The 14,037-nt window shown below is 44.3% G+C and carries 10 protein-coding genes; 6 read left to right on the top strand and 4 right to left on the bottom strand.

Translation table 11 applies throughout. The annotated features are described in order from the left end of the window. Window positions 1–119: 119 nt before the first annotated feature. The 3 genes from MHB56_RS13015 to MHB56_RS13005 all read left to right on the top strand — a co-directional run bounded on the left by MHB56_RS13015 (window position 120) and on the right by MHB56_RS13005 (window position 4,826). Window positions 120–926, top strand: a complete 807-nt coding sequence (locus MHB56_RS13015) for an ABC transporter ATP-binding protein (RefSeq protein WP_036682032.1) — start codon at window positions 120–122, stop codon at window positions 924–926. After that, window positions 919–2,577, top strand: coding sequence for a hypothetical protein (locus tag MHB56_RS13010; RefSeq protein ID WP_076124007.1), 1,659 nt, complete (start codon window positions 919–921; stop codon window positions 2,575–2,577). Before MHB56_RS13015 ends, MHB56_RS13010 begins: the two co-directional genes overlap by 8 nt. A 233-nt stretch (window positions 2,578–2,810) precedes the next feature. Next, window positions 2,811–4,826, top strand: coding sequence for a bifunctional diguanylate cyclase/phosphodiesterase (locus MHB56_RS13005; RefSeq protein ID WP_340941123.1), 2,016 nt, complete (start codon window positions 2,811–2,813; stop codon window positions 4,824–4,826). Between the two features lie 77 nt (window positions 4,827–4,903). On the opposite strand, the gene MHB56_RS13000 is transcribed toward MHB56_RS13005, so the two are convergent. Beyond that, entirely contained in the window at window positions 4,904–6,601 is a 1,698-nt protein-coding gene (locus MHB56_RS13000) for a methyl-accepting chemotaxis protein (RefSeq protein WP_076278297.1), read from the bottom strand. A gap of 243 nt (window positions 6,602–6,844) precedes the next feature. Between MHB56_RS13000 and MHB56_RS12995 the strand changes: the two genes are divergently transcribed. Then, window positions 6,845–7,276 carry a MarR family winged helix-turn-helix transcriptional regulator gene (locus MHB56_RS12995; RefSeq protein ID WP_081383180.1) on the top strand — a complete coding sequence of 144 codons (432 nt, stop codon included), beginning with the start codon at window positions 6,845–6,847 and terminating at the stop codon, window positions 7,274–7,276. A 112-nt stretch (window positions 7,277–7,388) separates the two neighbouring features. Here MHB56_RS12995 and MHB56_RS12990 read toward each other — a convergent pair whose 3' ends face one another. Further along, on the bottom strand, window positions 7,389–9,254 hold the full coding sequence (locus tag MHB56_RS12990) for an LTA synthase family protein (protein WP_076124004.1): 1,866 nt from the start codon (window positions 9,252–9,254) through the stop codon (window positions 7,389–7,391). A 282-nt stretch (window positions 9,255–9,536) separates the two neighbouring features. Between MHB56_RS12990 and MHB56_RS12985 the strand changes: the two genes are divergently transcribed. Both MHB56_RS12985 and MHB56_RS12980 read left to right on the top strand, forming a co-directional pair. After that, a complete protein-coding gene (locus MHB56_RS12985; protein ID WP_341143648.1) occupies window positions 9,537–11,849 on the top strand; it encodes a helicase C-terminal domain-containing protein in 2,313 nt (770 codons plus the stop codon). A 53-nt stretch (window positions 11,850–11,902) separates the two neighbouring features. After that, window positions 11,903–12,871, top strand: a complete 969-nt coding sequence (locus tag MHB56_RS12980) for a Gfo/Idh/MocA family protein (RefSeq protein WP_076124001.1) — start codon at window positions 11,903–11,905, stop codon at window positions 12,869–12,871. 76 nt (window positions 12,872–12,947) lie between these two features. On the opposite strand, the gene MHB56_RS12975 is transcribed toward MHB56_RS12980, so the two are convergent. Next, entirely contained in the window at window positions 12,948–13,631 is a 684-nt protein-coding gene (locus MHB56_RS12975) for a CidB/LrgB family autolysis modulator (protein ID WP_076123999.1), read from the bottom strand. Next, on the bottom strand, window positions 13,625–13,999 hold the full coding sequence (locus MHB56_RS12970; protein WP_076123997.1) for a CidA/LrgA family protein: 375 nt from the start codon (window positions 13,997–13,999) through the stop codon (window positions 13,625–13,627). The genes MHB56_RS12975 and MHB56_RS12970 overlap by 7 nt, the downstream gene beginning before the upstream one ends. Between the last annotated feature and the right edge of the window lie 38 nt (window positions 14,000–14,037).

Below are 14,037 nucleotides of genomic sequence, written 5' to 3'. Positions count from 1 at the left end.
ACATAAGATTAGCAGACTAAATCATGGAAGAGGATTCTACTAAATGATACAATTATTGTAATTACATAAAGTAGTAATATTTCACATTATTGATTAGTTACTAGAAAGGGGACTGAGATATGGGTTTAGCTGACGATCCGGTCATAGCGATTTCAGGTTTATGGATGAACTATACAGACCGAATGGTGCTAAAGGGAATTGATCTTAAGGTATATAGAGGACAAATTATTGGTTATATCGGCCCTAACGGGGCAGGCAAGAGTACAACGGTGAAGATTATGCTCGGTCTGGTAGAAGGATATAACGGTAAAGTGGAGATTTTCGGTAAGGATATTGCCGATGGAGATGTTTCTTACAAGAAACGTATAGGTTATGTGCCGGAGGTAGCCGAATTATATGATAGCCTCACTGCAAGAGAGTATCTAACCTTTGTTGGCGAGCTGTATGGGCTAGGTCGTGCCGAGGCGGACTACAAGGCCAAAAAATTAACTACACTGCTAGGTTTGGAGAAGTCTTACGATATGCGGATTTCTTCGTTCTCAAAAGGGATGAAGCAAAAGGTGCTGCTTATCTCCAGCATGCTGCATGACCCTGATATTTTATTCCTGGATGAACCGCTAAGTGGTTTGGATGCTAATAGCGTGATGATAGTGAAGGAGATTTTTGCATCGCTGGCGGCACGGGGGAAGACCATTTTTTACTCCTCACATATCATGGATGTGGTTGAGAAAATCAGCAGCCGGATCATTTTGATTGATGGCGGGGATATTGTGGCGGACGGAAGTTTTGCAGAGCTGAAGGAGAAAGGCCGCGAAGGGACGCTTGAAGATATTTTCAATCAATTAACCGGATTTGATAAATACCGTGATATCGCTGGTGAATTTGTTGCGGTCATGCAGGAGCAAGAGGTATCCTCTTATGACTGATTTCTTCGTGCTGAGGCTGTTGGATAAGCTGCGGGGTGCCTTTATAAGATTTGGAGTCGATTACGACACCATGCGGAGTATTTTACAGATCAAACTGACCATGGACGGAAGAAGAACGCCTACAGCGCTTGCAGGTATGCAGAAAAAGGAGAACGCTAAAGAAGGTTCACCCTTGCGATTACAGTGGATTTATTTACTATTTGGTTTAATATTAATTCCGCTAACGCTATCCAACGATCACTATATGCTGCAAATGAGCTTAACCTTTGGGATCATTATGTTTTTTGTCTCCACAACCCTGATCTCTGACTTTTCTTCAGTAATGCTTGATTTACGTGATAAAAATATTCTTTTTTCCAAACCCGTCAACCGTACCACCTTAAATATGGCCAAAACCATCCACGTACTTCTCTACTTAGGGACAGTTACATTGTCGATCACTGGTCCATCTTTGGTATTCAGCCTATTTAAGCAGGGGATCGCTTTTTTTCTGATGTATGCGGTGACAATTGTCTTGTTAGACTGTTTTATCCTCGTAATAACTGCACTGCTCTACCTGATGATCATGCGTTTTTTTGATGGGGAGAAGCTCAAGGATATTATAAATTATACGCAAATCCTTCTGACGATCGGAATAATGGTGGGCTATCAATTCATCTCCCGGTTGTTCAACCTCACTGAGCTTGGAGCTGCTTATCATCCTGCTTGGTGGCAGTACTTTATTTTTCCGGTTTGGTTCGCGGCTCCGTTTGAACTGTTGCTTGGTGGAGCTAGAGAACCCTATTACTTCATTCTTTCAATGCTGGCTTTGATAACCCCACTTGTACTGATCGCAGCCTATATTAAGCTGATGCCGCAGTTTGAACGGAATTTGCAAAAGCTGGCGGAGCAAGGCTCCGGTGGAAAAGACAAGGGCCAGATCGCAGAGTGGCTCTCGCGCAGAGTATGCAAGGAACCGGCAGAGGGGATTTTCTTTCGATTTACTTGGTCCATGATGAAGAATGAGCGCGATTTTAAGTTGAAGGTCTATCCTGCACTTGGCTTTTCTATCGCATTCCCGTTTATTTTTATATTTGGTATATTGCAGAATAGTTATGATGGTTCCCTTAAAGGTTCAAAAGTGTACTTGTTAATCTATTTCTGCACGATGTTAATGCAGACTGTAATACAGATGCTACGATACTCTACAAGTTATAAAGGAGCTTGGATTTATAGGCTGATTCCTTTACCCGATAGCACGCCTATTTACCGTGGGATGCTTAAGGCGGCACTGCTACGGCTAGTCTTGCCTTTATTTGCTGTAGATGCGGTATTGTTCATTCTGTTGTTCGGTGTGCACATTGTACCTGATTTAGTAGTGGTATTATTCGCCATGCTGATTTTCTCAGTCATCTGCTTTCGTGTTTATCCGCGGAGCTTACCTTTTTCAGAGCGTTATGAGGCAGCCAAACAAAAGGATTACACTGGAGTCGCCTTCATGCTTATGTTTTTGCTGATGGGGATGGCGGGTATTCATTATGTCTTCACTTTATTTACCGGAGGAATTTACATCTATCTGTTAGTTCTGGTAGTTTTGAATCAATGGTTATGGAGAAAGACCTTCCCCAAAACCCCATCAACCACAGGTCACATATCCAACTTTTCGGGGTGAGTGAATGCATCAAATATGGACATTTTTTGCCGACATAAAAAAAGGGTATAAATTCCAGTATTTTCTTAGACAATCGGCTGAATACAAGGTAGAATACATCTAAAGTTGCTTTTCAGGGATAACCTATAATCTTTACGCACTCTTCCATTTATCTGATATTCGTGTACTGATTTTTTACTTGAGAAATACGCTGCAGCGATTACGGTATTCAAAACCGGTGAAGAGGTTAACTAATGGATAAAATGGGAATCCACTATAACGTTTGGATTGTTTTACTATCATTTGCGCTAGCGGCGACTGCAGCTTATTCCGCGCTGAATCTGATCTCGCAAGTCCCTCGTTCGTTTGGGAAAGTTCGTCGCTTATGGTTAATATCGGGGGCATGTGTACTCGGCAGTGGCATATGGTCGATACATTATGTAGGGATTATGGCGAGCCGTTTTCCTTTTAGCGTGAATTATTATCCAGGCAGGGCTGTATTATCGTTATTGGTTGGTGTGTTGTGCTGCTATTCGGCATTCCGGATTACGTTTGTGCCACGTTTAAGAAAAAGTTGTTTAATAGTTAGTGGTGTTCTTCTAGGCAGCGGAATTTCGGCTATGCATTATATCGGAATGTCCTCCATGAAGATCGCAGCGGAGATTCATTATGAGATATGGACTCAGACATGTGCTGTAATCCTCGTTATGCTCTCGTCTTTTATCGGATTATTTCTATTTCACAATTTTAAAGACTATGTGGGTTTTAACCGCTGGAAGTTATACTCTGCTCTCTTTATCGGATTTTCGGTGACTGGATTGCATTATACGAGTGTAAGGGCGACTCATTTTGAATATAACGGTCTACTAGGCAATACAACTTTTTTTATGGAGACTGATGTTATTCTTTTAATGGGAGTGTCCTTGGTAACGCTATTTATGCTTGCGATTTCTGGTGGTGCTGTATTTCTGGACCGGCATGTGCTGGAACGGATGGCTTATTATGATCCACTAACTGATCTTCCGAACAGGCATGGCCTGGTACGTTATTTTAAAGATGAATTTTTCGGGAGTAGATCTGGCGCCGTATTTTTTGTGGATCTGGATCGGTTTAAGTCGATTAATGATACGCTTGGACATGATATAGGGGACTTGTTACTGCGAGAGGTCGCTATAAGATTAAGACGCTCTGTAGGAAGTAAGGGCAAGGTCTTTCGTTTGGGCGGAGATGAATTCCTGATCGCTCTTCCAGATTGTACTGTGGAGGACGCGCAAGAGGAAGCAGAGCACATTTTATATGAGCTTAAGAAATATTACAGTATTCAAGGTAATGAGCTATATGTTACTGCAAGCGTGGGGATCAGTATGACCCCTATGCATGGAACTGACCGCTCAGCGTTAATGAAGGCAGCCGATACAGCTCTTTATACCTCTAAGGATTCGGGTAAGAATAAATTCAGTGTGTTCGATCAGGAGATGAACCGCCATCAGCTGCGACGGATGTCGCTGGAGAAGGATCTTCGTAAAGCGCTGGCACGCTCCGAGTTTATGGTTGTGTACCAGCCAAAATGGGATTCGTATATGAACGTTACCGTGGGTCTTGAAGCACTGCTGCGTTGGCGGCACCCTGAACATGGGATAATCTCCCCGGCTGAATTCATTCCCATTGCAGAGGAAACGGGACTGATTGTCCCGATTACCTATTGGATGCTGCATGATGTATGCAGCCAGAACATGCTTTGGCATAAGGAAGAGATAGCAAATGTCGCAGTCTCTATAAATATGTCAGCACGGATGTTTGAGGGCGGGGGCTTATACGATGTAGTAGAAGAAGCACTCACACGTTCAGGTCTAGAGCCGCATTTCCTTGAACTGGAGATTACAGAGTCCATTGCGATGAATAACATGGAAGAGACGGTTGCGCAGCTCTCCAGACTTCGGGCACTTGGGGTAAGGGTATCACTGGATGACTTTGGGACAGGCTTTTCATCCCTTGGTAATTTAGATGAGATTCCAGTGAACACACTCAAGATTGATCAAGTGTTTATTCGTAAGAGCAAGATGCATTCCAAGAAAGCCATTATCAGTAATATCATTGCGATTGCCACCAATCTTAATATGGAGGTCGTGGCGGAAGGTGTGGAGACACCAGAGCAGATTGAGCTGCTGCAATCCTTAGGCTGCAGAGTGATGCAGGGTTATTATTATGGGCGGCCAATGCCGGTGCATGAGCTGGGCCAGTGGTTTATAGCGAATACAGCAGTATCGTAGCAGATGATCTCAATACATAGAATAAGGGGCTAGCGTCTAAGCAGAATATCTCTGCTTGGATGCTAGCCCCTTTGCTATTAAGAAACCTTAAAGCGTTCAATCAGAATTTGCAGCTTCTCAGCTAGTGAGGACAAGAAAGCTGCTGCAGACTCAACTTCCTCCATTGCGGCAAGCTGTTCTTCTGAGGAAGCGGATAATGTCTCTGCACTGCTGGCTGTCTGATTAGCGACATTTACGATATTCTGAAGGGTTGTAACGAGACGGTCGGAGATCAGCGAAAGCTGGCGAACCGTTCCTGAGATCTGCTGGCTTTGTGAGGCCATTCCCGAGACAGACATTTCAATCTCCGAGAAGGACTGGCCTGCCGTGGCAATCATTTCTCTGCCGTGCTCCATCTCTTCTGTAGAGCGTTTCATAGTTTCTCCTGCCTGATCCATCTGGTTTACGATGATGTTGACCAGTTGGCCAATTTGCGCAGCGGAATGGGCTGAGCGCTCAGCAAGCTTACGTACGGAATGGGCAACGACCGCAAACCCTCTTCCCTCTTCTCCAGCTCTTGCGGCTTCAATCGCTGCATTCAGGGACAGGAGATTGGTTTCTTCTGCGATGCTGGCAATAGTACCCACGATATTTTCAATTTCTTTGGAATAACCACCCAAGGTTTCAATAATGAGTGCTAGGTCGGTAATACTGTCACTTACGACTCTCATCTGCTGTGTGGTGGAATCCATTGCCTCACGGCCTGTACGCGCTTTATTAGCGTTGCTGACCGCATTATTCATTGCGTTATCTGCATTGCCTGCAATCTCTGTGATGAAATGAGACAGGTCTTGTACAGACTTATATTCACCCTCCATATTCTGCAGCTGCGAATTCGCGCTATCGGCAAGCTCAATCGTAACATTGACGCTATACTCACCGGCCCGGTTGGTTTCCTGCGCACTGGCGGAGAGCTCTTCGGAAGAGGAGGCTACCTGCATGGAGGTCTCATTGACCTCGGTAATAAGTAAGCGCAGGCTTTGGGTCATGTCATTGAAATCACGGGCTAATGTACCAATCTCATCCTTGCTGTTGAATAAAATAGGATTATGAGTAAGGTCGCCCTGTGCAACAAGATTGACCCCTTTGGACAGCTTCGTTAACGGACTAATCATTCGGCGGATTAACAGATAAGCTGCCACAATAGCTATAACCAGAATGGAAGCACCGATAATAAAAGGCTGAACAATGATATCTTGAGTTCGTTCTTGAATTATGGAGCCATCGAAATTAATAGCCATCAGCGCAACTATAGGTTTAGACGGATCATGATCCTGATAGATGGGGCCGTAACCTGTCTTAAGTGAGGTACCTTCGTATGTATAAACCTTGGAGTAGGAGGAATGCTTGGACTCAGTGATATGTTGCTTAACTTCAGCTGGGAAATAAAAAGTATCGCCTGCTTTATAACCTCTAGCCTGGAAGCTTGAATCTGCGGCAAGTACTTTTCCGTCTAAGGATAAGATGAATGCCTCTTTAAAAATAGCCTTATGTGCTACAATCCAACCGATTCGATCCTCTACAGCCTCCAGTTTACTTTGATCGCCTGCCAACAATGCGGAAATGTCTGCGGGGTCAATCAGGCCGGTTGTAATATTAGCGCATCCTACCAATTCGATACCTGCGGCTTCGTCTACTTGCTTATAAGCTGTACGGTATCCGAAAAACCCGATGGATGATCCTACAAGAAGTAAGACGACGAACATCATCCAAGTTAATTTAGTTGCTAATTTCATTCTTCGCACCAACCTTGACAAATTATGTTCTCAGTGATAATAGCTCTCACCTCTACGATTATATCGTATTGATATGCTTATAACCTTACATGGAATATAGTATTTCTGTGTCGGAAATTGGAGAATGGTGGAAGTTTGCGCTTTCCATCATGCTTTCAATGGTTTAGTAGACAAAACCATTGAATCATAACCAGTTCTAATGGTACGCTTGAGTTATTAAAAACGGATTGGGGTTGAACAAATATGCCACATCAAATAGATCCGTTAATAGATCGTCTAGGACTATCCATGTGGAGAGTACAGCGTAAGATTATGTCTCAAATGTCTTTGCACAAAGAACTCGGACTTACGGTGCCACAGATGGGTCTGTTAAATATGATAGCGAAAGAAAAGAAGTCGCGGGTGGTACAGCTGGCAGAATGTATGGAGGTCAAATCCAGTGCGGTGACGGTGATGCTGGACCGTTTGGAGGTGCTGGGTTATATCAAACGTGAGCCGGATGGGAAGGATCGGAGAGCGGTTGTAGTGACGATCACCGAAAAAGGTCAGCAGGTGCTCGAAGAAGGACATTTCCGGTCCAAAGAACTGCTGGCGGAGCATTTATCCATACTGAAGCCCGAAGAACTACGCAACTTTGCAGAGTATTACCGTATGATCGAGGACCAGAAGCGTTAGTCAGCTAAGCTTCGGAATGGATATCTTTATAAAAACAGCAGAGCAGCGGTTCTCCTTATTGGAGAATCGCTGCTCTGCTGTTTTTGTTCGTTGGCTGCCTACGCCCTGTAATTTATTGTTTAGGTTGTTTGTCAGGCAACTGAGTGATATAGCTGTGGGAAAGCTGTAAAAGCCTCAAGGCACGGTTATATTCGTCTTCAGTGGCACTCGGCGTTGTTCCATTGTTATAAATAGAGTACTGAGTGTTGTCTTCAAAGCTGTTACCAGGAATAAGCAATCCTGAGCTGGCAATGAATGAACCAGAAGGTAAATAATATCGTTCTGGCAGCAAATTATAAGTCTGACTGAGTAGATCTTGACCAAAATATACGTTATTCTCTAATGAAATCCCAAGCAGACTGGCTGCGGTTGGCATGATATCTACTTCCCCGCCTACTTCGTCAATGGTCTGCGATGCTACGCCAGCACCTGCATGAATAAGCAGAGGGATGTTCATCATATCCGCATAACTGTATTCATGACCATAGATTTCAGTCATCAATTCTTTATCATCATGATCGAGGGAATAAATCGGCAATCCCATATGATCTCCATAAATCATGATTACACTATTGTCCCAGACACCATTTGCTTTTAGCTCTTCTACAAAATGTCCAAAAGCATCATCCGCATAGTTCTGGGAACGGATATAGTCACCAACAAAAGTACCTTCATAACGCTCCGGCAGCTTCATGCGGTATTTTTCTTCCGGAATAGTAAAAGGGTGATGCGCTGACATTGAAATGACTTGAGCGTAAAAAGGCTGCTCCTGTTGGTCCATTTCTTTTAGTTTATCGGCTGTCTTACTGTAGAGCGTATCATCAGAAGCTCCAAAGAAGAAGACATCATCTTCACCAAAAAATTTGCGGTCATAATAATGATCGAAGCCGAGGGAGTCATACAGCTCGCCGCGGTTCCAGAATTCTACGACATTGGTGTGGAAGGTTGCAGTCTGATATCCATTTTCTTTAAGCACGCGTGGCAGACTTGGAAGTACCTTATCCACATAAGACATCGTTGCCGCTCCACGTGGAGGGATGTAGAAGGAAGTGTTAACTACGAACTCTGCATCCGACGTATTCCCTTGGCCAACCATTTGATAGAAATTAGGGAAGTAAAGACTGTCCTTCATTACCTTGTTCAGGTTCGGTGTAATTTCTTGACCGTCTAATTTAAGTCCCAGCAAGAAATTCTGGAAAGATTCCATTTGAAGAATAATAAGGTTCTTGCCTTTAGCGATGCCTTGAAGTGGAGAACTAGCCGCAGTATTAATCCCCTTCAATTTGTTGATGGCATCTTGTGTAATGTCACTTGAATCGACTAGCTCAGGCTCTTCTTTAGCGAAGATCGTATAAGCTTCATAATTAAGAATTCCCATTTCTTGAGCTTTCTTAATTTCGTTCATACTGGCCTTATTAGGCAAGATGTTGAACAAACATAAAGCAAGTGAGACTGCAAACAGAACACTATACTTAAGTTTTCCGCCACGGCGGTGGTTGATATTCTCTTTCTTATAGACCCGGCCTTTTTTATTAAAGAAGAAATAGACGCCAAGAATAATGATGTCTGTAAAAATCAGCAGGTAGTATGGATCCATTAGTGAGAATACGCTGTTGCTGACGGCGGTGACTTGATTCACCTGCTCCGCTGCATGGTAAGTCACAATAACACCGTAATATTTAAAATACATAATGGCTGCGAAGAAAATGGCTGTCACTAATAAATTTACGGTCATGTAATATCCGAGCTTGCGCTTGGAACCAAAACGTTCAATGATACAGAAGAGCGCCCAAGCAAAGGGGATTTCAGTTAATAATGATTTCCAGGGCAATATATCGTCAAAGATTACGCCCCATGCCAAGAAAGCTTTTAGAATAAAAATTATTGTGAAAAACACAAAAGGTTTAACGATCCACTGTTTAAAGTTAAAGGATGACACAGCTTCGCCTTCTTTCTACATGATAAAACGCCATTTCCCGGCTAGGAAGAAACAGCGCCCAGACAAAATAATTCCATAGTAATAAAATTTATTATGCAGGGCTAGCTATAGAATGTCAAAAATCAAGAACCTAAGTATAAGCTTAGTGGAGCGCGTAAAGTTGAACACAAAGGGTTGAAGCTGACGCTCCTGCTCTCATGCAGGGTTATACAACGAATTCAGGACTAAAATGGAAATTGGGAACAAAAAGGATATATGGATAATAAAAGGAGGTGATGCTGGATGAGCTCTACAGTAGCTTTATCAGTTAGAACTCTCGTTGAATATGTTTTTCGCAGCGGAAGCATTGAACCTGGCTTTCATGGAACGGGCGCTATGGTCGAAGGCACAAGAATTCATCAGAAGATCCAAAAGCAATATAAGGAAGGTGACCGCAAGGAGGTTTATTTGAAAACGGAGATTCCTTATGGAAACCTGCTTTATGTTGTAGATGGGCGTTGTGATGGATTGCTTGTCTCGGAGGATGGGAGCTTTACGGTCGAAGAAATCAAATCAACCTCCGGACTGCTGGATTTACTGGATGAAGGACATGAGGTTCATTGGGCACAGGCGCTGATGTACGCATATATGGTGGCTCTGGAGCAAGAGCTTTCTTCTATTCAGGTTAAGCTTACCTATGTCCACCGGGCCACTGATGAGCAAAAAAGCTTGTACCGAACGTTGTCTTTTGAAGAACTGATTTCATTTGTGAATGACACAGTGGCTAGATATGCTCCATACGCTGAGATGATGGTTCGTCATGATGCTAAGAAGGAGCAGAGTCTTCGGGGGTTGAGCTTTCCGTTCTCCTCTTATCGAAAGGGACAACGTCATTTTGCAGGAGCTGTATACAAGTCCGTCGTGGAAAAGGTCAGTCTGTTCGCTCAAGCCCCCACAGGTATCGGGAAAACAATGTCGACGTTGTTCCCTGTCCTTAAAGCGATGGGCGAAGGACAAGCTAAAGGATTGTTCTATTTAACGGCAAAGACGGTTACCCGTTTTGCCGCGCAGGAAGCCATCTCGCTGTTACTAACGCAGGGTCTTCAGCTGCATGTCATCACACTTACCGCTAAAGAGAAGGCCTGTTTTCGCGAAGAGGGGATATGTGGTAAGGATTCCTGTCCTTATACGGATGGTTATTATGACCGGATCAACGAGGCATTAATGGATCTGTTAGAGCATGAGACGCTGATGAGCAGAGACACCCTTGCACTGTATGCTCACAAACACAAAGTGTGCCCATTTGAGTTCTCGTTGGATGCAGCCTATGCCTGTGATGCTGTGATCTGCGATTACAATTATATATATGATCCTCGCATCAGTCTGAAACGGCTAACAGAGGAAAGAAAGAGAGAAACGGTACTTCTAGTAGATGAAGCACATAATCTGGTAGACCGGGGACGGGAGATGTTCTCCGCCTCTTTGCTGAAAGCCCCTTTCCTGGAAATTCAGCGCCAATATAAAGAAATGAACCGGAATTTGAGTACAGCCGCTAAATCGGTGAATGCTTTTTTCATCTCCCTTCGCAAAATTTGCAATGAAGAGGGGCAAGGGCAGTGGGACTCGTTCCCGGAGGAGCTGCCGGCTTTGCTTGAGATATTTTCTTTGGAGGCGGAACAGGAGCTTATTCACCCGAGCTCCAGTATTGTCTCACTGAATGGGGAAGGAGAAGGGGGAAATGTCCTCTTGGATACCTATTTTGCAGTTCAGGGCATGCTCCGCACCTTTAAGACCTATGATGAACGCTACATTACCTATGCGGAGGTTCGTAGAGGGGATGTCTATCTCAAGCTATTCAATTTGGATCCCTCGCATCTGCTACGGCAGATGTCCAAGAGCTTTCGCAGTCAGATCCTGTTCTCAGCTACACTTTCTCCATTATCTTACTACCGGGATATGATTGGTGCAGCGGAGGAAGATTACAGTTTAACCGTGTCTTCCCCTTTTCAGAAAGAGCAGTGGGAAGTAACCGTCTTACCTGTCTCCACACGTTATCATGACCGGGAAGCCTCCCTAGTTCCGTTGACTAAAGCACTGAGCCAAATGGTCTCTAAAAAGGGCAACTATCTGGTGTTTTTTCCTTCGTACCTCTATTTGCAAAACGTATATCAGGCCTTTACGGAGTATTACCCTGAAATCCGGACATTGATGCAGGATACTGGCATGAGCGAGCAAGCTAGAGAAAGTTTTTTAGCCGCATTTAGTCCAGATAATGACGAGACGTTATTGGGATTTGCTGTACTTGGAGGGATTTTTTCAGAAGGTGTGGATCTGCCAGGGGATCGCCTCAATGGGGTTATGGTTGTTGGCGTTGGCCTGCCACAGCTTGGTCTTGAACGCAATCTGCTGCGTCAATATTTTAATGCCAGAGGAAAAAATGGCTTTGATTATGCCTATGTCTATCCGGGAATGTGTAAGGTACTCCAAGCCGGAGGCAGGTTGATTCGCAGCGAGACGGATACGGGCATTATCGTGTTGGCGGATGACCGTTTTTTGCAGAGTCCATATATGCATTTGCTTCCCGAAGAATGGAGAGATTATCTTATACGCTCATAAGAGGTTATAATCTACGAAAGGGTATTCATAATCAATCGGCAGGAGGAAATAATATGACATTAAAAGTGGGTATTGTGGGTACAGGTTGGTTCTCTAAGGTACATGCTGATTTGCTGGCAGGGATGGCTGATGTCCAGTTGCAGGCAGTCTGTGGAAGCAGTAAAGCCAAAGGCGAAGATATGGCACGTCCATATGGAGCTGCTGGATATGGTGATATTACAGAGATGTTGGATGCGGAGAAGCTTGATGCTGTTTATATCTGTGTGCCTCCACAATCTCATGGTGCGATTGAACGTTCATTAATCAAGAGGGATATTCCTTTTTTTATAGAAAAGCCGCTTAGTATGACTACTGAAATTCCTGCCAGCTTGCTGCAAGATATTAAAGAACATAATTTATTGACCTCGGTAGGCTACCATTTCCGCTATCAAGAGAATGTTAAACGGCTCAAGGAAACACTACGTGGTGATAAGATCGGTATGGTCATGGGCCAGTGGATGGGCGGCATGCCGGGCGTAGCTTGGTGGCGTGATCAGGAGCAATCTGGAGGACAGTTCACCGAGCAAACCACTCATATCGTCGATTTGGTGCGTTATCTGGCAGGAGAGGTAAAAGAAGTATACGGCATGTTCGGAAATCGAATTATGCATGAGCAGCATGAAGGTGTGAGTGTAGCCGATGTAGGTACCGTATCTCTGAAGCTTGAGAATGGAATCATAGCTAATATTTCAAATACATGTGTGCTGCCTGATCCGGTAGGAAGTGTAGGTCTTAGTTTCTATAATGATCGGGGATTGCTGGACTGGAACCCGGATCGTCTCTTGGAAGTGCGAAGTGGCAATAGCACCGAATTTGAAAACACAGGAAATCCATATTTAGTGGAAAGTGAAGCTTTTCTGTATGCTGTACGGACAGGAGATCGTTCGCGTATTCTCAGTGACTATGAGGATGGATTCAAGACGCTTAAAGTAACTTGTGCGGCTTACGAGTCCGCACAAAGTGGACTTCCGGTTAAATTCTAAGTTTGGATTCTTAAAAAAAGGACATGCCGCCTTAGATGTGCTAAAGAGACATGTCCTTGGCTCAAGCTGGGTTAGCCTAGTGGAGGAATATTGCGAGTAAAGCTGGCGCCACACCTATGGATAACAGCGCGGACAGAATCATCGCAATACTGGAGATGGTTCCGGTCAGTGAACTAAGCTCGAAGGCCTTGGATGTTCCTGTACCATGCGCAGCGGTTCCCAGCGATACACCCCGCGCGATTTCATTGTCAATGCGGAAGATGCGGAGTACTGTAGGGCCCATCATTGTACCGAGTATCCCGGTAATGATGACGAAGACTGCAGTAATACTCGGTACACCGCCGATACTTTGCGAGATGCTCATAGCGATCGGTGTAGTCACCGAACGTGGAACCAGACTGGCTGCCAGATCGCCGCTGACATGCAGCCATTTGGCGAGCAGAATGGAAGAGATCACCGCTGTTATCGTCCCTGACAGCACGCCTGCCGCAATTTCGGCGGCGTGCTTTTTGAGCACCTTGAAGTTTTTATGCAAAGGGATTGCAAAGGCCATAGTTGCCGGTTGCAGCAAATCCGTCAGCCATTTGCCTCCCGCATTGTAAGAATCATAAGTAATGCCTGTGATGAGTAAGAAGATAATCATAAGCACTGGTGTAATGATCAATGGAGAGGTGTACACTTTGCCACTAGAAGCATATATGCGTTTCGCCAGTAGATATACAGCAACCGTAAGACCGAAGAATAATAGAGCGTTTAACATGATCCTTTCCGCTCCTTTGCTTTGTAAATTCTACTGGTAAGTAATCCGGAACTGGCCATTACAACAATCGTACCCAAAATGACCACCGCGAGGATACGTAAACCATCAGTTTCCAGAATATTGGCGTATTTCATTACGCCGATAGCAGATGGAATAAAGAACAGCAAGAGCTCAGCCAGTAGCCAAGAAGCACCAACTTCAACCCAATTCAGATGAATGACACCAAACTCAAGCAGAAGAAACAATATAATCATTCCGAGTATGCTTCCGGGAATAGGGATATGCAAAAATGGGGTTACAGCATTGATTAGTAATGAGAATAGGGTGAGTCCCGCTACCTGCAGCAAGCCTATAACAATCTTTTTCATAAGGCTTCGCTCCTTTCATGATAATGAAAGTTTACATC

Origin of the sequence: Paenibacillus sp. FSL H8-0315 (genome assembly GCF_038005365.1) — a bacterium.
Lineage (GTDB): Bacteria > Bacillota > Bacilli > Paenibacillales > Paenibacillaceae > Paenibacillus_AQ > Paenibacillus_AQ odorifer.
Note: the sequence above shows the minus strand (reverse complement) of the source record. Positions and strands in the feature narration are given on the sequence as shown.